The organism is Lactonifactor longoviformis, assembly GCF_042848515.1.
GTDB lineage: Bacteria > Bacillota > Clostridia > Lachnospirales > Lachnospiraceae > Lactonifactor > Lactonifactor longoviformis.
Genome location: NZ_AP031453.1, coordinates 3499117 through 3522837 on the forward strand (window position 1 = coordinate 3499117; position 23721 = coordinate 3522837).

Annotated in this window: 23 protein-coding genes; 8 read left to right on the plus strand and 15 right to left on the minus strand. The window is 44.8% G+C overall.

The features are described from left to right. Positions 1 to 148: 148 nt before the first annotated feature. Positions 149 to 2134, minus strand: coding sequence for an ABC transporter permease (locus ACGHCT_RS15930; RefSeq protein ID WP_390436774.1), 1986 nt, complete (start codon positions 2132 to 2134; stop codon positions 149 to 151). Further along, complete coding sequence (locus tag ACGHCT_RS15935) at positions 2127 to 2894, minus strand: ABC transporter ATP-binding protein (protein WP_154259360.1); 768 nt, start codon at positions 2892 to 2894, stop codon at positions 2127 to 2129. The genes ACGHCT_RS15930 and ACGHCT_RS15935 overlap by 8 nt, the downstream gene beginning before the upstream one ends. Before the next feature lie 395 nt (positions 2895 to 3289). On the opposite strand from ACGHCT_RS15935, the gene ACGHCT_RS15940 reads away from it, so the two are divergent. The 5 genes from ACGHCT_RS15940 (at position 3290) to ACGHCT_RS15960 (ending at position 6102) form a co-directional block, all read left to right on the plus strand. Next, on the plus strand, positions 3290 to 3712 hold the full coding sequence (locus ACGHCT_RS15940; RefSeq protein WP_256281505.1) for an IS3 family transposase: 423 nt from the start codon (positions 3290 to 3292) through the stop codon (positions 3710 to 3712). 196 nt (positions 3713 to 3908) lie between these two features. Further along, positions 3909 to 4184: an AbrB/MazE/SpoVT family DNA-binding domain-containing protein gene (locus ACGHCT_RS15945; protein WP_390436775.1), complete on the plus strand. Its 276-nt coding sequence runs from the start codon at positions 3909 to 3911 to the stop codon at positions 4182 to 4184. Continuing rightward, on the plus strand, positions 4181 to 4405 hold the full coding sequence (locus ACGHCT_RS15950; protein WP_390436776.1) for a hypothetical protein: 225 nt from the start codon (positions 4181 to 4183) through the stop codon (positions 4403 to 4405). Before ACGHCT_RS15945 ends, ACGHCT_RS15950 begins: the two co-directional genes overlap by 4 nt. A 194-nt stretch (positions 4406 to 4599) precedes the next feature. After that, the gene (locus tag ACGHCT_RS15955) at positions 4600 to 5211 is read left to right on the plus strand and encodes a GNAT family N-acetyltransferase (protein ID WP_390436777.1); all 612 of its coding nucleotides are present in this window, start codon (positions 4600 to 4602) and stop codon (positions 5209 to 5211) included. 603 nt (positions 5212 to 5814) lie between these two features. Next, the gene (locus tag ACGHCT_RS15960) at positions 5815 to 6102 is read left to right on the plus strand and encodes a DUF6506 family protein (protein ID WP_154257754.1); all 288 of its coding nucleotides are present in this window, start codon (positions 5815 to 5817) and stop codon (positions 6100 to 6102) included. A 603-nt stretch (positions 6103 to 6705) separates the two neighbouring features. Here ACGHCT_RS15960 and ACGHCT_RS15965 read toward each other — a convergent pair. The 4 genes from ACGHCT_RS15965 to ACGHCT_RS15980 are packed head-to-tail and all read right to left on the minus strand — an operon-like array spanning position 6706 to position 11065. Further along, the gene (locus ACGHCT_RS15965; protein ID WP_390436779.1) at positions 6706 to 7599 is read right to left on the minus strand and encodes a DMT family transporter; all 894 of its coding nucleotides are present in this window, start codon (positions 7597 to 7599) and stop codon (positions 6706 to 6708) included. A gap of 22 nt (positions 7600 to 7621) precedes the next feature. Continuing rightward, positions 7622 to 9127, minus strand: coding sequence for a sodium/pantothenate symporter (panF, locus tag ACGHCT_RS15970; RefSeq protein ID WP_226902766.1), 1506 nt, complete (start codon positions 9125 to 9127; stop codon positions 7622 to 7624). Further along, the gene (locus ACGHCT_RS15975; RefSeq protein WP_226902762.1) at positions 9127 to 9399 is read right to left on the minus strand and encodes a DUF997 family protein; all 273 of its coding nucleotides are present in this window, start codon (positions 9397 to 9399) and stop codon (positions 9127 to 9129) included. Before ACGHCT_RS15975 ends, panF begins: the two co-directional genes overlap by 1 nt. 25 nt (positions 9400 to 9424) lie before the next feature. Continuing rightward, positions 9425 to 11065: an amidohydrolase gene (locus ACGHCT_RS15980; protein WP_390436781.1), complete on the minus strand. Its 1641-nt coding sequence runs from the start codon at positions 11063 to 11065 to the stop codon at positions 9425 to 9427. A 253-nt stretch (positions 11066 to 11318) separates the two neighbouring features. Here ACGHCT_RS15980 and ACGHCT_RS15985 point away from each other — a divergent pair, with 253 nt between their 5' ends. Further along, positions 11319 to 12482 carry a PucR family transcriptional regulator gene (locus ACGHCT_RS15985; RefSeq protein ID WP_390436783.1) on the plus strand — a complete coding sequence of 388 codons (1164 nt, stop codon included), beginning with the start codon at positions 11319 to 11321 and terminating at the stop codon, positions 12480 to 12482. Positions 12483 to 12595: 113 nt separating this feature from the next. Here the strand turns inward: ACGHCT_RS15985 and mscL are convergent, their stop codons facing one another. The 8 genes from mscL to ACGHCT_RS16025 form a co-directional block, all read right to left on the minus strand. Beyond that, positions 12596 to 13030 (minus strand): large conductance mechanosensitive channel protein MscL, encoded by a 435-nt coding sequence (gene mscL, locus ACGHCT_RS15990; protein WP_390436785.1) that lies wholly within the window; start codon positions 13028 to 13030, stop codon positions 12596 to 12598. A 92-nt stretch (positions 13031 to 13122) separates the two neighbouring features. After that, positions 13123 to 14136 carry a sensor histidine kinase gene (locus tag ACGHCT_RS15995; RefSeq protein WP_154257751.1) on the minus strand — a complete coding sequence of 338 codons (1014 nt, stop codon included), beginning with the start codon at positions 14134 to 14136 and terminating at the stop codon, positions 13123 to 13125. Next, on the minus strand, positions 14137 to 14808 hold the full coding sequence (locus ACGHCT_RS16000; RefSeq protein ID WP_390436787.1) for a response regulator transcription factor: 672 nt from the start codon (positions 14806 to 14808) through the stop codon (positions 14137 to 14139). Between the two features lie 24 nt (positions 14809 to 14832). Then, on the minus strand, positions 14833 to 15477 hold the full coding sequence (locus ACGHCT_RS16005; protein ID WP_390440200.1) for a 4'-phosphopantetheinyl transferase family protein: 645 nt from the start codon (positions 15475 to 15477) through the stop codon (positions 14833 to 14835). Between the two features lie 2 nt (positions 15478 to 15479). Next, positions 15480 to 16301: an MBL fold metallo-hydrolase gene (locus ACGHCT_RS16010; protein WP_390436789.1), complete on the minus strand. Its 822-nt coding sequence runs from the start codon at positions 16299 to 16301 to the stop codon at positions 15480 to 15482. 1 nt (position 16302) lies between these two features. Then, complete coding sequence (locus ACGHCT_RS16015; protein ID WP_390436791.1) at positions 16303 to 17325, minus strand: aldo/keto reductase; 1023 nt, start codon at positions 17323 to 17325, stop codon at positions 16303 to 16305. 88 nt (positions 17326 to 17413) lie between these two features. Beyond that, positions 17414 to 19258 (minus strand): ABC transporter ATP-binding protein, encoded by a 1845-nt coding sequence (locus tag ACGHCT_RS16020; RefSeq protein WP_390436793.1) that lies wholly within the window; start codon positions 19256 to 19258, stop codon positions 17414 to 17416. A gap of 1 nt (position 19259) precedes the next feature. Then, positions 19260 to 20996, minus strand: a complete 1737-nt coding sequence (locus tag ACGHCT_RS16025) for an ABC transporter ATP-binding protein (protein ID WP_390436795.1) — start codon at positions 20994 to 20996, stop codon at positions 19260 to 19262. 220 nt (positions 20997 to 21216) lie between these two features. Between ACGHCT_RS16025 and def the strand changes: the two genes are divergently transcribed. Both def and ACGHCT_RS16035 read left to right on the plus strand, forming a co-directional pair. Further along, entirely contained in the window at positions 21217 to 21675 is a 459-nt protein-coding gene (def, locus tag ACGHCT_RS16030) for a peptide deformylase (RefSeq protein WP_390436796.1), read from the plus strand. Between the two features lie 97 nt (positions 21676 to 21772). Continuing rightward, positions 21773 to 22732, plus strand: a complete 960-nt coding sequence (locus ACGHCT_RS16035) for a CPBP family intramembrane glutamic endopeptidase (RefSeq protein WP_390436797.1) — start codon at positions 21773 to 21775, stop codon at positions 22730 to 22732. Positions 22733 to 22816: 84 nt separating this feature from the next. Here the strand turns inward: ACGHCT_RS16035 and ACGHCT_RS16040 are convergent, their stop codons facing one another. Further along, complete coding sequence (locus tag ACGHCT_RS16040; RefSeq protein ID WP_390436799.1) at positions 22817 to 23635, minus strand: CAP domain-containing protein; 819 nt, start codon at positions 23633 to 23635, stop codon at positions 22817 to 22819. Positions 23636 to 23721 lie beyond the last annotated feature (86 nt).

Below are 23721 nucleotides of genomic sequence, written 5' to 3' on the forward strand. Positions count from 1 at the left end.
GTGTTGCGGACGGTCAAGGGAGGAGGTCTTGGGGCCAGAGACAGGCCAGACGCACGTAAGAATGGGCAGAGAATGCACATAAAGCATTCTCTGCCCATACGAACGGTGTTCCCACTGGGGTATCCAAACTTAGGAAGCTATTTCTCTCCTACTCGACAATTTTATAATACGTCCTAGCCGTCACTCCGTAGACAATTCCATACAGTACCCCAAACACCAATATCACGCCAAGCGTACAGGCAGCAAACAGTCCTACATTCGTCAGATTCATAATTGCCATTAATCTGGTTACTATAGGAAAGGCAAAAGCAATGTGAATGACAGCCATAACCAAAGGCAGGAAGAACACGGTAAGTACCTGACTTCTGATAGATGATCGGATTTCCTTTTTGCTCATTCCCACCTTCTGCATAATGGCAAATCTCTCTTTGTCATCGTACCCCTCCGAAATCTGTTTATAATAAATGATCAGTACGGTTGCCATTAAGAAAACCAGGCCCAGGAAGATACCAATAAAGAACAGTCCTCCATATACCGAATAAAAATCTTCTCTGCCGGATAATCTCCCTTCCACAAAGACGACCAAATCCCCGTCTGTATTTTGCTCAAACCGTGACTTCAGGTCACTCTCAAAGTCCCGAATCTCATTCTCATCGCCCTTTAAGTCAAACCCATACTTATACATAAGTCCGTTGAGATTGGCTTCTTTAAAATCCTGTTTCTGCATCTGCCTCTTCACCGCATCTGCGTCCGGGAGAATCATGTAATAAACCTCTATGAGTTCTTGATCCTCCGGTCTCTCTGTATCAAATAAGTGATCCAGATGTTTTTTCACCTGAAAGGTATCGCCTTCTATAGTAATCTGAGCGTCACTGGAATCGTTTTTTGAGTACATGAGGATTTCGCCCGGATTCAGTGTTTCCTCTTTGTGCTCCAGGCGGTTATACTCCTCCAGAGGAATCAGGCATATCTCTTTTAATTGGCTACTGTTAAAGTCCTGCAGTTCGGTGATTTCAAAATCGCTGCCATCTTTATAAGCAACCATGCTTCCCATGCTGACAGCAAACTGATTAACTGCCTCCATCTGACGGTCTTTCAAGGTCTCCTCCACTATGGAATTGACAATCTGCTTCTTTTCTTCATTGATATCATATCCTGTAACCTGCACTTCTCTGGGGTATCTGGTTTTAAGAGCATCCTCCTGTCCCACATACAGAGATACCGTGCCTGAAATCATAACCAGCACCGCTGTTGATAGAATGCAGATATTGGCCAGACCTACCGCATTTTGTTTCATTCTGTAAATCATTCCCGAAACGCTGATAAAGTGCTTCGTCTGATAATAATATCCCGGGTTTTTCCGCAGAAGCTTCAATATGGCCACACTTCCTGCTGTAAACAAAGCATAGGTGCCGATAATGACCAGAAGGACGGCTACAAAGAAAAGCATCATTGCATCCAGAGGAGATTTTGTGACAATTGATATTGTATAGCCAATGCCTAAGCAGATAACTCCCACCAGAGCCAGCAGCCATTTTGTCTTAGGTTCCCGCTCTCCTCTCTGTCCCCCTTTAAGGAGATCTATGGGATTTGTCAGGTGAATCTGGTGCAGATTGCTTGCCAAAATCACCAGGAAAATCGCAGCAAAAAGGCAGATCGTAGACAAAAGGGCTTTACCGTATATTGCCGATTTCAAGGTCACTGAAAAATTTAAAAGTTTTAGCAGAAGAAGGAACATGAGACGGTTCAGCAGAAGCCCTCCCACCAGTCCTCCCACTATAATAATCAGTGCAATCTGCAGGGTTTCGCAGAACAGCATCTTACCAATATGTCCTTTATTCATTCCAAGAATATTCAGAAGTCCTATCTCTTTCTGCCTCTGCTTCATTAAGAAACGGTTCGTATAAAACAGAAAAATCACCGCGAAAATTCCGATCACCCAACATCCCAGATTGAGTATAATCTTCAGACTGGCGCCCCCGCTCATGTGATCCAGTCCCTCATTTAAGGAGATGGAATTCAGCATATAGTACATCATCGTAGTGAAAATCCCTGCTAGAATATAAGGGATATATACTCTTTTATTCTTTTTGATGTTATTGGCTGCAAGTTTGTGATAAAAGCCTTTATTCACGTTCCTCACCTCCGCTCATCAGCACCGTCAGTGTATTGTTAATCTGGTGCATAAGTTCCTCACTGTCCATATTTCCCTTATAAATCTGATTGTAGACTTCCCCATCCTTGATGAACAGCACTCTGCCGGCATGACTGGCCGCCCTGGCACTGTGCGTTACCATCAAAATGGTCTGTCCCTCTTCGTTAATCTCTGAAAACATATCCAGCAGTTGATCTGCGGAACGAGAATCAAGAGCTCCGGTAGGCTCATCCGCCAGTACCAGTTTGGGGTTTGTAATCAATGCTCTGGCGGCGGCGGCACGCTGTTTTTGTCCCCCGGATACTTCATAGGGATATTTTTTTAAAATAGCCTCTATGCCCAGCTGTTTGGCCAGGGGAAGGAGTCTTTTATTCATTTCCTCATACGGCACCTTTGAAAGAACAAGGGGAAGCAAAATATTATCCTGAATGGAAAAGGTATCCAAAAGATTGAAATCCTGAAACACAAAACCCAGATTATTTCTTCTGAATTCAGCAATTTCCTTTTCCCGTATCCCCACAATACTTTTTCCGTTCAGCATAACATCTCCCCCTGTAGGTTTATCCAGGGAGGCCAGAATATTCAATAAGGTGGTTTTTCCGGAACCAGACTCACCCATTATTGCAACATATTCTCCTTCCTCTACAGAAAATGATACATTGCGCAATGCCTGCACTTTATTGCCGCCGAATCTGGTAGTATATGTTTTTTTTACATTTTTTACGTCCAATAATTTCATAATTAATCCTCCATCCATATGATAGCAGGTTTTCCCTGCGATTACATACATCAGAATACCAAACCTACAGATCTTCTGCCATAGATTGGGCTTACATTTCATTGAGGCAATCTTACGAAACCGTAAGGTTGCTTAACAATATAATACCCGTTATAATCGCATATATCTGCATATTTACAGCATTTTTCATGGATTTAGTTGGATAATTATTCAGATAACCCTTTATAATTCTTTATATTATCTTGGGCAATTGGTGTAAAATACGATTAAAGTTTTCATTATACCGCAATCCACTGGGAAATGTGAACGCTAAAGTAAAACCGGGTTTGACTTTTGATATGATACCTCTTAAGTAGACAAGGTAAATAACCAAAATCTACTTAGGAGGTATTTTCATGTCTAAATCACCGCATTCTCCAGAGTTCAGAGCAATGGTTTCTAAAGAGTATCTTGACGGTTTAGGCTCATATGAATATCTGGCAGTGAAGCATTTCTACGAAGCTAAGGAGTGGAGTATAAACTGGATGTGTAAGCAGCTTGGAATTACCAGAACCGGATACTATAAATGGCTACACCGGGACATTCCTGTGCAGGAGCAGGAAAACCAAAAGCTGGCTGAGCTGATTAAAGAGTATGATGAACGGTTCTGTCACATCCTAGGTTACCGCAGAATGGCATCATGGCTCAATCATTTCAACCATACATGTTATAGCCCTAAGCGAGTACACAGGATTATGAAAAAGCTGAATATCCATGCTGTCATCAGAAAGAAAAAGAATAAATATAACGCATCCACTCCGGAAACAAAATGTCAATAGTTTTTTCATCAAAAAAGGCACTTTTTCATTAAAAACCCTGCTTAAAAGCCGAAAAAGCACGTAAATCCATGATTAAAACGCTCTTCGTTGTCTTATCCCATGCCAACATTTGCCCTTGATTTTTCTGCGATCACTGCATATAGTAAAGGTAGGGAAATCCCTACTTTTCATATTTTTAGATAGGTGGTGTAAAATCATGGCAGTAAATATGTTTGTCGATAATGCAAAAGTCATGGCAAAGGGGCAGGTTACCATCCCAAAGGATATCCGGGATGTTCTCGGAGTGGCAAGCGGTGACCGCATTACGTTTATCGTTGAGGGAAATACTGTCCGTATTGTCAATTCTGCTGTCTATGCCATGCAGGTGCTTCAGCAGGAGATGGCAGGGGAAGCGGAGCGCACCGACTTAACCTCTGAAGATAATGTTATGGAGCTTGTAAGCGAATTAAGAAATGAGGACAAAAACGCATGAGGGTTTTGATCGATACCAACGTCCTGATTTCTGCCGCCCTGAGCGCAAAAGGCATCCCTTTCCATGCGTATGTAAAAGCGGCGTCCTACCCGAATCATGGGATGATCTGCGAGCAGAATGTGGATGAAATAAAGCGGATTTTTAATAAGAAATTCCCAGACCGGCTTCTGGGAAGGTTGATGATTAGGGCGTTTAACGGCTCTTCCCAGCTTGTGCTGTAAAATGTTTACAGGTCATGATTTGACCAAAATTCCGCCCGATTCCCGCCCTAATTTTATAAAGACTTGGGGCACAATATAAGAATAGATATAGCAACTTGACAGTTTCGGCATTAGCATTTAGAGTAGAAGAAACAAAAATATTCGCATTAGGCGGATAAGGCGCAGCACGACAAATTCCAGTTTGCGAGGTAAATATGGTTGAAATAAGAGAAATACAAAAGAAGGATTATAAAAAGGCGCAGAAATTTGCAATTCAAGGAATGCACTTGGATTGGTATATGGACAACGAAACCATTCTTTCTCTGTATAGCAAATATTTCTGGCACATGGAGTTGAATCGGGCAACGAAAGCCTACGGTGCGTATGTGAACGATTGTTTTGTTGGCGTGTTGCTTGCTGATATGAAGGGGGAGAAAAAACGACACCATAGCTTTTGGCGAACAATCTTTGTGAAAGCATTTGATATTATGCAAAACATCGTTGCAGGGGAAGGTGTTGGCGCATATGACACAGCGAATAAAGAGATGTTTGCGTCCTTCCGCAAAAAGCAGGAACCTGATGGGGAAATAGTTTTCCTTGCTGCCGACCCGGAATGTAAAGTCAAGGGGGTTGGCACAGCCCTGCTTTCCGCATTTGAAGCGGAAGAACCGGGGAAACTGGTTTATCTCTACACCGACAATGCCTGCACCTATCAGTTTTATGAACACCGAGGATTTACGAAATCAGAAGCAAAAGATATAGTAATTGACTTGAAAGATAAAAAAGTACCGCTACAATGCTTGTTGTATAGCAAAACAATTCATTAAGGTTTGTAGGGCTGATTTAAGTGCGTCCTATTGGTAAAGTACGCCTTATTGGTATAAAACGCACTTCCTCTTTTGACGTTTTCAATAGTGGCAAGCAGGGCACAACGGTACACACCGTTATGCGTTTTCCCATTTTCCGCTATGCGAAAACTGTTCAAACCGCTTGTTGGGGGCTACCCCCAATCCCCCGTCAAAGGGCGCTGAAAACGAGAGGTTTGACCGACTTGCTCACAGCGTCCGGCAGGACGCGCAGCCGCCCAAATCCCGCCCAACTTCACAAAAGTATGTTGCAAGAACTTTTACCACAGAACGGATCCGATACGCGCTAACTCGCATGAAATCAGGAGCTTTCGCATGGCAGTATAAAGTCTTATACGGTCTGCTGAGCTGTTTTTTTACTATTTGGGCAATAAAAAATAGTTTACCTACTTTCTATTCTACTATAGGTTCCACAAAAGAGACATTTTCTTAAGTGCATCCTAAGGTGACATAATCACAAGTTTACAACACTCCCCTGTTGTTTTTTCTTGTAGGGGATATATGGAACTGTTATAATGTGGATATGAAAAAACCAAAAAACGTGAATTTGTGGAGGTAAAAGTAATGAAGTTTGCATTTTTGATTATTGGAAATTTTAATTGTATGGTTGATAGAGCTATTATACATAACGGAGAAGCACAGATTGTTGGAGTTGCAAATATAGAAGAAGCATGTACAGTGGCTAAACAACTATATGAAGAAGGAATTGATTGTATAGAATTATGTGGTGCTTTTGGAGAGGTGGGGGCAAAAGCAGTTATTGAAGCGACGGAAAACAAGTTACCGATAGGCTATATTACACATTTACCAGAACAGGACGATGTGTATAATATAGCTTTTTCCAAATTATAAATTCAATTTTAGTAACCTCATAACTATATATACAACACTGTTAGTCATAGGATTGACTGCTATATATACAAAAATAACATTTTAGGTGTCTTCTAGTGTAATTTATATCAGCATATCAAGGTTCATGCAATCGTGGTAAATTCGTGGTAAAATGAGTGTTTTTCTATACTGCAAAATGTTTGAAAGTATAGTGTTTACACGGATAATCGAAAACCAGATATAAAATTCATCTGAAAATCTGCTATACTTTACAGAAATTTATTGTTTGCTAACCGGATATATCGAAGAAGGTGTTTGGCAGTGAACGTGAATAATGATATAATAAAATCAGATTTACAGGGCTTTATCCAACCAAAAGGGTAAAGCCCTTTTTATCGGAAAAAGTAAATATAGCTGTTTCCGGTTCTTCTCTTATATCAGAAAAACAATTATAATGGTGAAAGTTGAAAAAAGGGGAGAGAGATAAACGTGGTAAATGGGAGAAAGAAGAGGTAAAAAGAGTATGACAAAATCTATTTTAATGATTGGGCAGTGGACAAAACTCTCTATAAACACGCTGTAAAACGGACTTTTATGTCCGTTTTACAGCGTGTTCTCCCTAGATCACTTTCCAGGATTCCGTTTCATCACTTTAAAATTCAATATTAGCAGAGACGATAATACACAAAGAATTCCTAAAAAAATATTTAAAGTCATTTTTTCATGAAACAAAACCACACCGAATACCGCGGCAGCCACCGGTTCTGTGGATGCCATTATTGCCGCCTTGCCCGGTTCTGTGTAACTGAGTGCGATGGTATACAGAAAGTAAGGTAATACGGTGCTCACCACAGCAAATGCGACGGCGAGAAGCAGAAGTCTCTTATCCTCTGCCAGAACCCGAATCACGGTACCTGTCTTACACAGGGGGAGTATTCCCAGTCCAGAGATAAGGAAGGTGTATGCAACAATGGTTAAAGGATGGTACCCCTTCTGCAGTCCATATCGGCTGAATATTGTATACAAGGCGTAAGAAAATCCTGCGCCGATACCTGTGAGCAGTCCCTGAGGGGTCAATGCTGTTTGACCTCCAATGGCCCCTGACACCAATACACATCCAGAAAAGGAAATAATCAATGCTATGATTTTATAGGATGTTAATTTTTCATGAAACAGACAAACGGATAATATGATAACGATCATTGGGGATGTATATAATAACACGGCTGCCACTGCCATGGAGGTCAAGCTGATAGTCTTAAAATAGCAGTAATTAAAGCACAAAACACTCAATACCCCGCTTCCCAGAAAGACCCAGATATCCTTTGGCGTTATTTTTAATAATTCTCTTTTCCACAGAGCCAAAACAATTATAATAATCAGGCCGGCGCCAAAGGATCTTATTCCGGAAATCTCCATGGAAGCCAATCCGCCTGTATTAAACTGTCTGACAAAGATCCCCATGCTTCCCCAGAGAATCCCGGAAATAATAATTAAAAGTGAACTTATTTTTTTCATTTACTGTCCTACTGCAGCTGCGTTAATATTTTTCCGGAAAAAACAGTCTTCCCGTTTTGTCATCCATAGGCTTTCCAAAATAATTTCCTATGATAAACAGTATCAATGCAACTGCCATTCCGATGATAATATTATGGAAGGACCCAATTTTAATCCCTAATGCCATGGTAATGCAGTATGCTCCCAATCCTCCTGCAACGCTAAGGATTGCCCCAGCAGAATTAGCCTTTCTCCAGAACAGGCCAAGCAGCATACACCAAAAGAACGTTGTCTGAAGCCCGCCGAAGGCAAACATATTAATCCACACGATCAGATCCGGAGGATTTACCGCCATCAGCACTGCCGCAATTCCCATAACGGCAGTCACGCCAAAGGATAGATTGGCAACTGTTTTTTGGTTCACTTCCTGATGCTTTTCTTCTTTATAATGCAAATACATATCCTTAATGATAGCCGAGGATCCGGCAATCAGCAGGGAGGAGATCGTAGACATAGTAGCTGCTAAAGGACCTATGATTGTAACTCCTCCTAAAACAGGCATCATATACTTTACGATCACAATAGGGATTAGGGTGTCTGTAGAGCCATCGATGGTTGGGAGTATTCCTCTCGACAAGGTTCCTACCAGATGAATGCCGATCATCATGATACCTACAACCACGGTACCGTAAATCATGGCTTTATGTACAGATTTTGTATCCTTATAGCCCAGGCATCTAACCTGTGACTGAGGCAGACCTACTGTTGTAATTCCGCATAACATCCACTGGGTCAGATACAACTGAAAAGGGATCCCGCCGCTGGCTCTGGGGTCAAGAAGATCCATTCCCTGACCGGAGGATACCGCTTCCTGGGAAGCCGCTGTTATATTAGCCATAATCTGGTCGATGCCGCCCCCATTTTTAATTACCGAGATCGACAGCAGCACTGTACCGATTACCATGACAACAGCACATGCCGTATCCGTTATGGCTACTGCATTAAATCCGCCTATTGTTGTATACAGAATAACCACCACAGAAAAGATAATAAGACCTGTCTTGTAGCTAACGCCAGTACACTCTGAAAACAACTGTGCCCCTCCGATAAACTGACTCAGCATAGTAGTCGTAAAAAATACGACGATTACAACGGCACAGATATTTGCCAGTATGTTAGATTTATATCTGGCACGGAGGATATCTATGACGGTAACGGCATTTGTCTTTCTTCCGATAATAGCCATCTTTTTGCCCAGAACACCCAAAACCAGGAATGCCGCAACAATCTGTGAGGTAGCATAATATACCCAACCAAAACCGGTTTCCCACGCTTTTCCGGCTCCGCTCAGAAAGGAGCTTACAGAACTATAGGTGGCCACCAGCGTCATCGCCAATACAAATCCGCCCAGGCTGCGCCCGCCTATAAAATATTCATTGGAAAAATCTTTTACTTTTGCATCCGCTGATTTTCTCTGAACGTACACTCCAATCCCCATCAGCAGCACAAAAAACATGGCAATAGGGGTCATTCTCAAAACTGCATCCATTATTCTTCCTCCTCGTCATCTTCCAGGTCGAAATCTACAAAAACTTTTTTTGTCAGTATAACAACACCTATAATGGCTGTTATCCATGAGCCAAAACTTCCCAGTACAAACCAGGCGGGCATTTTACATATTGTCCAGCTGTTTCCGACCAGTCCATAAACCCCAAATCCTCCGGCAAGCCATACCAAAAAGCAAATGGCCGCCAGAATCCATGTCGCTTTTGCTTCCTTATTCATTTGGATAAACTTTTCTTTATACGTCAGTTTTTTCAACTTTCTCTCCTCCTTCTCCAATTCCTTATCTCTCATAACATATCTCGCCGTCAATAATCGTATAATCCACCTTTACGTTCACGATATCCATAGGATTTATATGTAAAATATCTTCTGAAAATACAGTAAAATCTGCCAGTTTTCCCACTTCAATGCTGCCCTTGATATTCTCTTCAAAGCTTGCATACGCTCCGTTTATCGTATAACAGCGGATTGCCTCCAGCATAGTAATCCTTTGTTTCGGTCCGCATACTTCTCCCGTCTTTCGGTCTATGCGGTTCACTGCGCCGTCCAGACCTTTCACAGCCTCACAGGTTGCTGTTGGAGCGTCACAGCCTATCACCGGCCGAAGGCCTGCATCTATAAAGCTCCGAAGGGCAAAAAAGTAATCTATCCTGTCGCCAAAATACCTATGGTAATCACTCCCGTTTAATGGCATAAAATGGGTATTGGCCACAGGGATAATACCCACTTTTTTCATTCGCCGGATTAAATCCTCATCCACAATTACACAGTGCTCAATCCTGTGCCTATGTTCCTCCGGAGCACGGTAATGATTCTGTAATGCTTTTTCATATCCTTCCACCATAAATTCGACGGCAAGATCCCCTTCTGCATGGGCAGTCGCCTGACAGCCGTGGGCATTAATATAATCTATATAATCTGCCACTTCTTCTCTCTCCCATGATAGTATCCTGGGAAGACTGGGATTGTGACTGTATGGTTCTCTGGTGGCCATAGTCGGCCCGCTGCTTCCTCCGTCCACCATAAATTTGCAGCTTCCGATCCGAAAGTGTTCATCCCCTAGTCCTGTATGAAAACCTAATGATAGAAAATGATCATTGTCCTCTTTTGAGAATGGTTTTCCGAAAATACTGTGGAGCATCATAAACTGCCTGGGTTTAAACCATCCCTTTTTTGCAGCCTGGTACATAATACTGTAAGCCGGCGCATCACACTCGCCACAGTCATGAACCGATGTTATTCCGCCTTTCAGCAGCTCATCATTAGATTTTTTCAGAGCCTGTATCATTTCCTCCTCTGTGTACTTTACTTTACTCCACAGATAAAAGGCGGTTAAATCCCTGGTTAATCCGGTCAGTCTGCCATTTACAACCTCAAGTTCTCCCTCTCTGAACCGCACGGCGTCTTCGGGGGAATATATATCACCGGCTGCCAGTCCCAGCGTATTATATACGCATACATGTCCGCATGTTCTCATGCACTGCACTGGATGCTCCGGCGCCGCTTCGTCCAGGTCATCTATTGTGACATGTCTTTTATCCTTAAGCTTATTATTGTCATAGCCCCATAGCTTGATCCATCCGCCCTTTGGGGTAACCTTGGCCCTCTCCCGAATCAGCTCTTTAATGTCCTGAATACTTTTGCAGTTTGGATATGTGGCATCCAAAATTGCTCCGCCCATGAAACCTGATAAAATGGGATGGAAGTGACTGTCGATAAAGCCCGGGCACATGGTACGTCCTTTTAAATCAATGACTTTTGTATTCTGGTCTATGATCCTTTTTAGATCTTCGTTGGTCCCCACAAAGACAATCTTATTTTTCTTTATGCCCACCGCCTGGCATATTTCATCTTTTTCATTGACAGTGATTATCTGACCGTTGACAAAGGCCAAATCCACATATGAAAAATCGAAATCCATAAAATACCTCCTATGTTTAATTAATTACATCAATTTATCTGATGTTTTATATCTTTTAATATACCAGTTTTGTTACACATTACAATAGCTAATTATATAATCTTTGTTGGGCATATGCACATATTAATTTATTTAATTTTTATTATTTCTTTGTTTTTTCACTGTTTTATGATATAATAATTATTATGATTAGCAATTATATACAAAATTTTAATCAACTATTTGTTTATCTGCACCAAAAGGAGTTTTGCCTATGTCAATCACGCTGCAAACACTGTTTGAAGAAACCGCAAAAACATATAACATCAGACTATTAGCCGGACAAGCCGGCCTGAATCAGATTGTTTCCTGGGTGCATATTATAGAGGACGAAAGTATTGCCGATTTTTTAGTAGGAAATGAACTAATATTTACTACTGGCATCCGAAGAGCAGACTGCAGCTGGATTCTGCCATTCTGCAAAGCCTTAAAAAATGCTGGTAGCGTGGGTCTGGTGCTGAACACCGGCCCTTATATTTCAGTTATCTCACAGACTGTCATTGATTTCTGCAATGCAGCTTCCTTTCCTCTCTTTACTACTCCCTGGGAAAGCAAACTGGTGCAGATCACCCAGACATACGGATTCCTCATTATGGAAAATGAAACCATGGAGGTGAGTATTAACAATGCGTTTAAAGAAATTATTTTCAACCCCTCTTCTTATCACTATTGTATTTCCACGCTTCTTCAGCATGGATACTCTGAGACGGACAAGTATACGGTTACCTGCTTATCTCTCTCCCCCTATACAAAAAATACACACGATATAAATGTTAAAAGGGCTCTTTTGTATATTGAGATGATTTTAAAACGCTATTGTCCCCGCAACTCCTTCGCCTCTTTTTACCTGTCCACACAGCTCGTCATTGTGCTGACCCAGGCAGCATCTCCCTTCCTGCGTCAGATAATGGAACAAGTTATTCAGGTATTTAAAGAAGAACTGCATCTTCAGGTAAATGCAGGAACCGGTGTGGTTAACGATCCGCTTACCAATTTGAGAGATAATTATCATTTGGCGCAGAAAGCCTCTGAATTGTCCATGAAGCTGGATGCTTCTTATTTGTTTTACGAGGATTTGGGGGTATATAAATTGCTGCTCCAGCAATCCCAGGAAAGAATTATTTCTGATTTCTATGAAGATACGCTTAAAGACCTAATAGAATATGACAAATATAACCACACTGACTATCTGAATTTCTTAGAGTCCTACATAGCCTGTGATTTCAGTATCCACGCCCTTGCCGCTAAGACCTTTTTACACAGAAACACCGTCTACTATAAGCTGGGAAAAATAGAATCTATCTTAAATCAGGATCTCAATCACTGGAATACGCGTCTTAATCTGATTCTGTGTCTCTGCATAAAAAATCTGTTATAATTTGGCCTCTATCTGCGTCCGGGGACCAGTTATGCCTTTTTTGCTCATAAAATCCCCCTGCATGACCAGCTCCTTCTGGCCCTGCAGGGGGAATTCTTCAAGTATGTAGTTGCTTACACTTCCGCAATTTCAGCCTGTACTTCCTCCTCAGCCTCCGGAATGTGGGAGGTACAATGGGGACATCTGGTAGCATTTATGCTGATTTCGCTCTGGCAGAAAGGACAGATTTTGACAGCCAGTGCTTCCGGCTCCGGCTTCCTGGCACCGATGGTCAGTAACTTATTCATTGCTTTCAGAAGAAAAAACAGGATAAGCGCCATAATCAGGAAGTTCACCACCGATGAACCGAATGCAGACGCATACCCTGCAATTTCTTCCAAACTGTAAAATTTGCGTGTTATAATCATGTTAATAGTCGGCTGAATGAAATTGTCGGTAAGGGATGTTACGATGCCTGAGAACGCACCTCCGATAAGTACGCCAACCGCCATATCCATCACGTTGCCCCGAAGGGCAAAGTCTTTAAACTCTTTTATAAGCTTCTTCAAGTTTCTTCTCCTCCTTCGTAATTTATTTACTGCATAAATAATAATAAGTTCCTTCCCGATTGTCTAGTAGGACTCAGCAATGCCGATCTGTATTATTCAAACTCTCTGTATCTGGCTGAATAATCAATCTTTACTTTGGTTCCCACCCCGACTTCTGAGGTTATCTCTATTTTGTGGGACAGCCGCTCCAGCACCTCTTTGCAGAGATACAGACCAATGCCCGTAGACTTTTTATCTTTCCTTCCGTTGTATCCGGTAAAGCCTTTTTCAAATACCCTGGGGAGATCCTCTGCCTGAATGCCAATCCCGGTGTCCTCAATTACCAGGGTCTGCTCTCTGTCCGGATCCAGATAGATAGAGATACTGCCCTGTTTCGTATATTTCAGCGCATTGGAAAGAAGCTGTTCCAGAGCAAACACCATCCATTTTTCATCTGTAATCACTCTGCTGCTTACCTCTGAAAGATGCAAGGCAATATGTTTCAGGATAAAGAGCCTGGAATATTTGCGGATTGCCTGCCGGATAAGGTGTTCCATATTGTAAAGACGCAGATTCATATCATTTCCCATATTTCCCATGCGGAGATACTGAAGCGCCATCTCCACATACTGTTCTGTCTGAAAAACCTCCAGTTCCATCTCCTCTCTCAGCCGGCTGTCCTCCGACTGCAATAAAAGACGCATGGCTGCAATGGGCGTCTTAATCTGATGTACCCAGAGAGTATAGTAATCCACTGACTCCTGATAGCCCGCCTCCATTGCCTCCTGAAGCCTGTTTTTTTCTTCATACAGCGTTCTGACCAGTTCCTGATAATCCCGTTCCAGCAGTTCCCCTGTCTCAGGAAGATTCTCCAGGTGCACAGTGACTTCATGCCTCAGGTCCCTCAAAGCTCTGTGCCGGATCCGAAACCGGAAGAATCCCCCCAGAAAGAATAGCACGCCTGCCGCCAGACAGAGCAGGGCTGCATACCCAACAGCCTCCGCCGGCAGGTTATAAAGCGAAAACACCATCCAGAAAATACCGGTGCACAGTGACAGGTACAGAAACAGAGGAAGCTTCTTTTTAGCATATTCCAATAAAACCTTTGGCTTCTTATCCTCTCTCATCTACCCCACCATATATCCGATCCCTTTTTTTGTCTTAATAAAGTCTGTGAGCCCGGCATCTTCCAGCTTTCTCCTGAGACGCGTCACATTCACCGTGAGGGTGTTGTCGTCAATATAGCTGTCGCTCTCCCAAAGCTTGGTCATAATATCACTTCTGGATACTGCTTTATTGGCCTGTTCCATGAGCGTCTGCAGGATTCGGAATTCATTTTTGGTCAATTCCACCTTATCCCCCTGATAGTACAGGGCCGCATCACCCAGGTTCAGGATGACTCCTTTGTGCTCTATCATATCCACCTTGCCCTGAAAAGAATAAGCGCGCCGGAAGAGGGCCTGAATCTTGGCTGTAAGGACATGCAGGTCAAAGGGCTTTTCAATAAAGTCATCACCCCCCATGTTCATCGCCATGATAATACTCATATTATCTGTTGTGGAAGAGAGAAAGATGATAGGCACCTTGGAGAGCTTACGGATCTCCGTACACCAGTAGAATCCATTATAAAAGGGCAGTGAGATATCCAGCAGGATAAGCTCCGGCTGGAACTCTGCGAATTCTGACAGTATTTTTTGAAAATCCTCCGCACAATACACCTCAAAGTCCCAGGATTCCAGATGCTTTTTTATAGCTCTGGCTATCACCTGGTCATCTTCCACAATCATTATTCTGCTCATAGCATCCTATTCCTTTCCGATTGATTAGAATTCCACATACCGCAGCCCGGGTGCAAAGTCCGGACAGGTAGAACAGACAGCGACCCTGGCGTCCGGCGCCGCTGCCTGGTATTCCTGAAAATAGTAGGTACCCGGATATTCCGGGGGATTACGGGTAAGCACAGGCGCTGTACTGCCTCCCTCCTCAGCAATTGTTATCTCAAAGCTGTCCATGGAAAGTCCCATTCCCCTGCCCGTCGCCTTTAAAAAGCTCTCCTTCAGGACCCAATACCTGAAAAATGCCTGCTTTTGTCTTTCCTCATCCGGCTGCTCCAGAATATATCTATATTCCTCAGGCCGAAAATAACGGCTGGCTACAGATACTCTCGGCGTCTTCACAGTTTCCACGTCACATCCCAGCTGCACTCCCCCATGAACATCTGCATCCTCTGTCACAAAAGAGCACAAAGCATAGGGAAAAGAATGGGACAGATTATACAGGGGGTAGCCCCTAAAACCGAATTCCTCTCTGGCTCTTTCCAGCAGTGTCCATACCCCTGCACTTAGAGCTTTGTCCTCCATACGGGACAGGCGGTCCGCCTTATCTCTGCGCATGGCAGGCAGCATCCGGTAACAGTGCTCATAGAACGCTTTTTCCAACAGCGGCCGTATATCTCCAATCCAGGTCACTATCAATGTATCACATCTCCTGTCCTTATATATTGAATTCTGTCTCCCAGCTTTCTGCGGAGGATCCCATATGCTTCTTCCCCAGTGCAGTGGCAGACCATATAACTGCAGGGATAGGCAGACAGCCTGTCCCCGATTTCCCGGACGATTTCCGGCTCTATGGATGTTCCGGCTCTGGGATTTGTCAGGTGAAGCCCTCCAACTACAAGATCCGGCATTTCATTTTTCAGCTGCCTATAATGTTCCAGAACGTTGATAATCCCATTGTGGGCACATCCGGCCACCAGGATTTTTCTGCCGTCTTCTGAAATCACCAGATTCTGTTCATGTGCAAAGTCATCCTGCACATACCTGTCACCAATTTTCACCTTCAGATTTTGGTTGGAGTCTGGCCAGAGGACCCTTCCTTTTACATTGGAAAAAAGGAACAGGCCCTCGTCTATCTGAAACTCCTGCTCTGTAAACCGCATCCTTGGGGAGTTCTTTAATTTGGAACAGATACCGATATCTGTCCATCCCTCCTGTTTTAAGGAATAATGGGGCAGAAAAGCATCCCTTCGGATGTAGATCCCAGCTTTTTGATTGATTTCCAGAAAGGCCTCCATTCCTCCCCCGTGGTCGTAATGGCCATGGGAGATTACCAGGGTGTCTGCCTGAGAGATATTTATGTCCAATGCCTCTGCATTGGTTAGAAATCTATTGCCGGCCCCGGTATCAAAAAGTATTTTATGCCCTGCCGCCTCAATGTAAAAGCTCAGTCCATGCTCCTTCTCCAGGCCGTCATCTCTTCCGGTGTCTTCTATCAATGTCACAATCTTAGCCACATCAGATCTCCTTTCCGTTCAGGACCTCCTGATAATCTTTGTAGTTTGCCTCCAGCAGCGCCGGAGTGTCCAGCCCATAAGGACATCGCTGGGCACACTGTCCGCAGTGAATACAGTCTTCTATCTTCTTCATCTTGGCCTGCACATCCGCAGTCAGCTGTAGCTTTGACGGAGACCGGCGCAGAAGAAGAGACATCCTGGCACAGTTGTTAATCTCAATATCCTGGGGGCATGGCATGCAGTAGCCGCAGCCCCTGCAGAAATTACCGGACAGCTCCTTTCTGTCCTTTTCGATCAGCTGCCGTATCTTGTCGTCCATCACCGGTGGTGTCTTTACATAAGAGAGAAACTCATCCAATTCTCTTTCTCTTTGGATTCCCCAGATGGGGAGAACATGGTCAAACTGTCCCATATAGGCAGCCGCTGCCCGGGAATTGTTTATGAGTCCCCCTGATAAGGCCTTCATAGCAATAAATCCCATTTCCTTCTCCCTGCATCTGCGGACAATCTCCAGATCCCTGGAGGATGCCAGATAGCAGAAGGGAAACTGCAGTGTGTCATAGTGTCCCGATGCGATGGCTTCCTCCGCTACGGATAAGCGGTGGTTTGTAATTCCAATGAAACGTATTTTTCCCTGCCTTTTGGCCTCTTCCATTGCCTCAAAAAGTCCTGTCCCGTCCCCCGGAACAGGACAGAAGGAAGGGTTATGAAACTGAAAGATATCAATATAATCTGTGTCCAGCATTTTCAGACTGGTGTCCAGATCCTTCCAGAGGTCTTCCGCTGTAACAGCGGGTGTCTTTGTGGCTATATAAACCTTCTCACGCATGCCTCTGAAGGCATAACCGATTTTTTCTTCACTGTCTGTATACATTCTGGCAGTATCAAAAAAGGTAATGCCGCTGTCGTAGGCCTTCTTCAAAAGATAGGCTGCCTCTTCTCTGCCGATTCGCTGGATAGGAAGGGCTCCGAACCCATTTTTATTTACTGTAATGCCGGTTGTTCCCAGTGTAACCTCTGCCATATATTCTCCTCCTTATTATGAATGCTTTGCCAAATCCCCCTGTGTTTCTCCTGTGAGGCGGGATGTTAATCCGCAGATACCGCTATTATTATACCTCCTGACCCATCTGACCCGCAACCATTCGATAATAAACTCCTTTTTTTCTCATCAGCTCCTCGTGGGTTCCTGTTTCCTGTATTCTCCCGTCCCCTATGACCATAATTTTGTCCGCATCCCGAATAGTAGAGAGCCTGTGGGCGATCAGAAAGCTGGTGTGGCCTTCCATTAAAGTCACCAGTGCTCTCTGAATGGATTTCTCTGTTCTGGTATCCACAGAGCTGGTTGCCTCATCCAGAATAAGAATAGGCGCCTGACAGAGGACTGCCCTGGCTATGGCAAGCAGCTGCCTCTGCCCCTGGCTAAGTGTATCTGTGCTTCCTGATACTTCCGTCTGATATCCCTTGGGCAGACGGGTTATGAATTCATGGGCACAGGCCATACGGGCTGCCTTTATCACCTCTTCGTCCCCTGCCTGGGGCCTGGAATAGCGGATATTATCCATAATCGTGCCGGTAAACAGGCAGGTATCCTGAAGCACTACAGAAAAGCAATCCCGCAGGCTTCTTCTGGTGATTGTAACGGTATCCACTCCGTCTATGAGAATCCTGCCCCGGTCAGGATCATAAAACCTGGTGAGAAGATTTACAAGGGTCGTCTTTCCCGCTCCGGTCTCTCCCACAAGTGCCACCACCTCTCCCGCATGCACCTGAAAGCTTACATCTTCCAATACTTTCCTTCCCTGTTCATAGGAGAAATCCACATTGCAGAAGGCCACCTCTCCCGCCGGATGTTCAAGAACGGCCGCATCCGGGGGATCCGGAGTCTCCTCCCTCTCGTCTAGGATCTCAAAGACACGCTCGGCCCCGGCCAGAGCTGCCTGTATGGTATTAAACATCCCTGCCACAGAGTTGAGCGGCTGGGCAAAATGCTTAGAGTATGTTAAAAAGCTTATTACTGTGCCGATGGAAAGCCCATAGGAAACCGTCCCGATTCCTCCGGCAATGGCAACCAGCGTAAAGATTAGGTTATTAATTACATTCATCAGAGGCATCAGAAATCCTGACCAGGTCTGCGCCTTTCTGCTGTTTTCAAACAGCTGTCCGTTGAGAACAGAAAACTCTTCCAGTACATCCTCCTGTCTGCCGAAAGCTTTAACCATCTTAAGTCCCCTGATATTTTCCTCTATCAGTCCGTTCAGAGTACCCAGACTCTGCTGCTGGCGAAGGAAATAACTCCGGCTTCTCCCTGCAATCAGCTTGGTGAGTCCTGCCACCAGCGGGACACACAGAAGAACCACGCCGGTGAGGGGCAGATTCAGGGAAATCATAACCACCAGTGAGCCTGTCAGGGTAAGAACCCCTGAAATCAGCTGGGTAGTGGCCTGTGCAATGGTAGAGCTGATATTGTCAATATCATTGGTAAGTCTGCTCATAGTGTCCCCGTGAGACCGGGTGTCGTAAAAGGTAAGGGGCAGTTTCTGAAGCTTGGAGAAATATTCTGAGCGCAGAGCAAACACAAGCTTCTGCGTCACCTTGAGCATACACAGGCCGTTTGCGGTGGTAATCAGCCAGTTGGCTGCGTACAAGCTCCCCATAATAAACAGCGCTGTTCCCAGCAGGTCTCTTTGTACTGTTCCTGTCCGGGCCTGAAACGCATCAAAGGCCCTCCCTGTAAAATAGGGCAAAAGAACGGTAATGCCGGAAGCAAGCGCGGTTAAAACAACTGCCGCAAAAATTGCCCGGCCCCATTTCAGATAGATTCTGAGAATCCTTTTTAACGTGCCCTTTGCATTCTGCGGTTTTGCCGAGGAGGAAAATCTTCTGGCTCCGCCAACATGTCCCCGTCCCATAGACGGCATCTTTCCCATGTCCTGCAGTCCTTTTCCCTGTTCCATGTTATTCCTCCCCCCTTTTATGCTCCACCTGGGAGGCATAGATTTCCTGGTAGGCAGTACAGGAAGCCAGAAGCTCTCTGTGAGTTCCAAAGCCCGCATCCCTCCCGTTTTCCAGCACCAGAATCTGATCCGCAAACATGGCCGTGGTACACTTTTGTGTAATGAGAATCAGGGTCTGGCGGGTATCCCGGGCCAAAAGATTTTTCCTTACTTTTGCCTCTGTAATTCCATCCAGGGCGCTTGTGGCATCGTCCAGAATAAGAATCGGTGCCTCTTTCAGAAGGCCTCTTGCCAGGGAGATCCTCTGCTTCTGCCCTCCGGATATATTTACACCGCTGCTGCCCAGACAGCTATCGTATCCCCGGGGCATCCGGGAGATAAAATCTGCCTGGGCGCAGGCCGCAGCCCGTTCTACCGCCTCGTGGTCCGCACATTTATTTCCCCAGCGGATATTGTCCTCCACCGTCCCGGAAAACAGCATGGGATTCTGAGGGACAATCCCTACATTTTTCCTGAGTCTCTCCGGATGAATAGACGATATTTCCTGGTTTCCCACCAGTATTCTCCCTTTGTCCGCATCGTAAAATCTGAGGAGAAGCCATGCCAGGGTTGATTTTCCGCTTCCTGTGGGTCCGATGACGCCAAGACTGGTGCCTGGAGGGATCTGAAAGGATATATCCTTCAGGGCCGGTTCTCCGCTGCCCCCGGGATAGGCAAAGGTTACCGCTTCAAAGGCAACGGCCCCCTCCAGAGGCTCTTCCTTTTCCGCCGCTTCATGCTTATCAGCAGCACAGTCCTCTTCACATTCCATCACCTCCCGGATGCGCGCAGCCGATGCCTTGGTCCGGACAAAAATATTGAAAACACTGGTTATAATCACAAGAGATGTTAAAATCTGAGCCATATAAATTGTAAAGGCCGAGATGTCACCGGCGCCGGCCAGATTCCAGGCAAACAATCTGCTTCCTCCATAGATTACAAGCAGAGTCCCCATCCCTACGGTAAGATTCAGAAGAGGGGAGATCCAGGTAATAATTTTCTGTGCATCCAGGCTTTTTTTCATCAAAGCTTCATTAGCCTCCCTGAATTTTTCAGTTTCCTCTCCGTATGTGCCGAAAGATTTTACCAGCCGAACCCCTATGAGATACTCCTGAATCACAGCATTTACCCCGTCCATGGCCCTCTGGAGGCGGAAAAATCTGGGATAACTGAGCCGCATGCTGAGTACGATGAGAAAAGCCACCAGGGCAACCACCCCGTAGACAATTATACTCAGCCTGTAATTAAGCACCGTTGCCAGTATGATGCTTCCCATGCAGGTTATGGGAGCTTTCAAAAAAATCCTCATGATACCATTGATAAACATCACAACCTGTGAGGTGTCATTTGTCATTCTTGTAATCAGAGAACCGCTTTCTATGGAATCTACACTCTTCTCTGAAAAGTACAGGATCCTGGAAAAGACATCTTTCCGAAGATCTGCTCCTACACTCTGGGAGACATAACTGGCCAGAATGTTCCGGGCAACGGCAAAGCAGGCACCGATTCCTGTCACCAGCAGCATTAGCAGTCCCCAACGCAGAATCGTCCTCATCTCTCCTTTGACTATTCCCTCGTCTATGATCCTGCCCATAAGGGTGGGACCCAGCAGGTCGCAGAATGCCTCGAAGGCCACACAGATGACACCCGCCAGGAATGGAAACTTATAGTTTAAAAAGTAGGTTCTATATATATTCATTCGCACTGTCCTTGCACTGTTTTTTATCATTATAACACGGGACAAAGGGAGAGTGCAGGGGCAATTATCTTTCCCATATGTAAGGTCTGCTTGACACATCAGAGGGACTTTTTTATAATAGTAAATATTGCCCGGATTTACGGCTGCAGAATTGAAGAAGTCTTTATGTTTGAGGAAAGTGAACGGAAAGCAAGGACAGAAAAAAGCAGGAGGTGCTCTTATGGCCATACGAAGACTGCGGTATGAGAATGACCCAATCCTAAGAAAAAAATGCAGAATTGTGGACTGTGTGGATGACCGCATACGGGAGATCCTTGAGGATATGATGGATACCCTCCATCACACAGAAAATGGGGCTGCCATTGCCGCCCCGCAGGTAGGTATTCTGAAACGTCTGGTTGTAATCCATATGGATGGGCAGCAGTATAAGCTTGTCAATCCTGTAATCCTAAAAGAAGAAGGTGTACAGGAGTGTGTGGAGGGCTGTCTCAGTCTCCCGGATCGGTTTGGAAAGACACTTCGTCCCTTACAGGTTACGGTACAGGCGCTGGATGAACAGGGGGAAGAACATATCTATACTGTGTCCGGTGAAATGGCAAAATGTTTTTGCCACGAACTGGATCACCTGGACGGTATTTTGTTTACGGATAAAGTAACTGAATATATCCTTCCGGAATAACAACAGCCCGGGAAGAATACAGAGACGATACTGAACCTAAATGTAACAAGGCTGATTTACGGGGTCCTTAAACACATCTATGGAGGAAGGAAACTTTATGAGAAAACTATTTAAAAATCGTTATGGCCTCGTCCGCTCCGGATGGATTGTTATCATTTGTATGGCATTGTTTTATGCCCTCACCGGTTTGACAAGTACGCTATGCGTAGAGATATTGAGAAAAATATTAGTGTTAACCGGAGATATCAATGACGCAGCTGGCTACATGAGTTCCTTTGCACTTGCAGTAGATGATGCACTGCCTGTTGTGCTGCAGATTTTAATGGAACTTGTAATCATCCTCCTGTCATTATGTGTCTGGAAAATTATGAGGTACCAGTGGAGGGACTTAGGGCTTCGGGATTTTAGGAAAAGGTTTAAAAAGGAAGGCGCCACCGGCCTGCTCCTTGGGTTTGGAGCATGTTCGCTTATCTTTTTCATCCTGATCTTAACAAACAGCGTTTGTATTGATTCTGTGAGACCCGCCTTCTCCCCTTCCTTATTTTGGTGGATTGTCACTATGCTGCTGGTAGGGTTTGCGGAAGAACTGTTTTGCCGCGGATTACTTATGTCTGTCCTGCGCAGATCAAACAATATATATCTGATTATGGCACTGCCATCTGTTATTTTTGGCGGGATTCATCTCTTCAATCCCGGCGTGACCGTACTATCCCTGGTGAATATTATACTCGTTGGAATCGTATTTTCTTATTCGTACTACAAATCCGGCAATTTGTGGATGTGCATAGGTTATCATATCACATGGAATATTTTCCAATCTATAGTTTATGGAATGCCGGTCAGCGGGCTGAACATCAGCAGTATTATGACCTCACACTACCCTGCAGCAAACCTGCTGAACGGAGGCGACTTCGGCATAGAGGGAGGGATTCTGACTACATGTGTCAATGTACTGCTGTTTTTGTATCTGCTCTATCGCTACAGAACCTCCACCTATGAGTTTCTGCCTGACCCACATATCAATTCTCAAGGGACTTCAGATTCCCGCAGGGGCTAATATTTCCCCTATCATAAGAAAGAGATGGACAGCATTATCTGCGGGTCCATCTCTTTTTATCGAAATTATTAGAAAATGAATAGCTTAGTAAGTAAATAACTGGGTCCAGTAATTTACGCCTTTGGCGTTCTGATAATACCCTACCCCTATGGAAGTAAACTTCTCATTCATAATATTGGCTCTGTGTCCGGGACTGTTCATCCAGCCCTTCATTACTTCCTCCGGAGTTTTCTGTCCCCAGGCAATGTTCTCTCCTGCCCCCCGGTAGCTGGCTCCGCTTTCTGTAAGAGCTGTGCTGAAGCTGCTTCCGTTTGGTCTTGTATGAGAGAAGGATGTCTCAATCTCTCTGGCCCTTACCTGCGCTGCAGATACTGCTTTTTCATCTATTGAGAGAGGAGAGAGACCTTCTTTGGCCCGCTCCTGATTCACCAAATCAACAACCTGGCGGGCAAAGGACGTGTCCTCATCGGCATTGTCATCTCCAGGCTGATCTTCCCCTGGCACATCCGGCTGTTCCGTATCCGGCTGTTCCGGAAGCTCGGTATCCGGTGTGTCGGGAAGTTCGGTATCTGGTTCCTCCGGAAGCTCGGCGTCAGGCAGATCCGGCTGTTCGGTATCTGGTTCTTCCGGAAGCTCGGTGTCAGGTCCCTCTGGCTGCTCCGTATCCGGTTCCCCCGGCAGACCTGGTATCTCAGGAAAATTGCAGTCCGGTAAGCCGGGTATGATAATGCCTGGAAGATTTAATTCCGGGCAGTCTGCCAGCTGGCCTGTGCCAATTACGATTACACCCTTCCCATTGAGCTGCTGGGATATCATATCTTCTGAGCCGGAAGCGTATACAGGCAAACTACTTCCCGCTACAGCTATTGCAGTTGCTAAAATAGATAATGAATGTTTAAACATGTTGTCCTCCTTGTGTTACATATTGATTATGTAAATATTACGTTTTTGTTACATTCATTATATTAGCACAGTCTAACCACAATAGA

Excerpts from the sequence above, each read along its gene's own strand:
- ACGHCT_RS15960 (WP_154257754.1), top strand. The coding sequence starts at position 5,815 with ATGAAGTTTGCATTTTTGATTATTGGAAATTTTAATTGTATGGTTGAT.
- def (WP_390436796.1), top strand. The coding sequence starts at position 21,217 with ATGGCCATACGAAGACTGCGGTATGAGAATGACCCAATCCTAAGAAAA.
- ACGHCT_RS16000 (WP_390436787.1), bottom strand. The coding sequence starts at position 14,808 with ATGAGCAGAATAATGATTGTGGAAGATGACCAGGTGATAGCCAGAGCT.
- ACGHCT_RS15965 (WP_390436779.1), bottom strand. The coding sequence starts at position 7,599 with ATGAAAAAAATAAGTTCACTTTTAATTATTATTTCCGGGATTCTCTGG.
- ACGHCT_RS16020 (WP_390436793.1), bottom strand. The coding sequence starts at position 19,258 with ATGGAACAGGGAAAAGGACTGCAGGACATGGGAAAGATGCCGTCTATG.
- ACGHCT_RS16015 (WP_390436791.1), bottom strand. The coding sequence starts at position 17,325 with ATGGCAGAGGTTACACTGGGAACAACCGGCATTACAGTAAATAAAAAT.
- ACGHCT_RS15985 (WP_390436783.1), top strand. The coding sequence starts at position 11,319 with ATGTCAATCACGCTGCAAACACTGTTTGAAGAAACCGCAAAAACATAT.
- ACGHCT_RS16035 (WP_390436797.1), top strand. The coding sequence starts at position 21,773 with ATGAGAAAACTATTTAAAAATCGTTATGGCCTCGTCCGCTCCGGATGG.
- ACGHCT_RS15955 (WP_390436777.1), top strand. The coding sequence starts at position 4,600 with ATGGTTGAAATAAGAGAAATACAAAAGAAGGATTATAAAAAGGCGCAG.
- ACGHCT_RS15945 (WP_390436775.1), top strand. The coding sequence starts at position 3,909 with ATGGCAGTAAATATGTTTGTCGATAATGCAAAAGTCATGGCAAAGGGG.
- ACGHCT_RS16040 (WP_390436799.1), bottom strand. The coding sequence starts at position 23,635 with ATGTTTAAACATTCATTATCTATTTTAGCAACTGCAATAGCTGTAGCG.
- ACGHCT_RS16025 (WP_390436795.1), bottom strand. The coding sequence starts at position 20,996 with ATGAATATATATAGAACCTACTTTTTAAACTATAAGTTTCCATTCCTG.
- ACGHCT_RS15935 (WP_154259360.1), bottom strand. The coding sequence starts at position 2,894 with ATGAAATTATTGGACGTAAAAAATGTAAAAAAAACATATACTACCAGA.
- panF (WP_226902766.1), bottom strand. The coding sequence starts at position 9,127 with ATGGATGCAGTTTTGAGAATGACCCCTATTGCCATGTTTTTTGTGCTG.
- ACGHCT_RS15995 (WP_154257751.1), bottom strand. The coding sequence starts at position 14,136 with ATGAGAGAGGATAAGAAGCCAAAGGTTTTATTGGAATATGCTAAAAAG.
- ACGHCT_RS15940 (WP_256281505.1), top strand. The coding sequence starts at position 3,290 with ATGTCTAAATCACCGCATTCTCCAGAGTTCAGAGCAATGGTTTCTAAA.
- ACGHCT_RS15980 (WP_390436781.1), bottom strand. The coding sequence starts at position 11,065 with ATGGATTTCGATTTTTCATATGTGGATTTGGCCTTTGTCAACGGTCAG.
- ACGHCT_RS15950 (WP_390436776.1), top strand. The coding sequence starts at position 4,181 with ATGAGGGTTTTGATCGATACCAACGTCCTGATTTCTGCCGCCCTGAGC.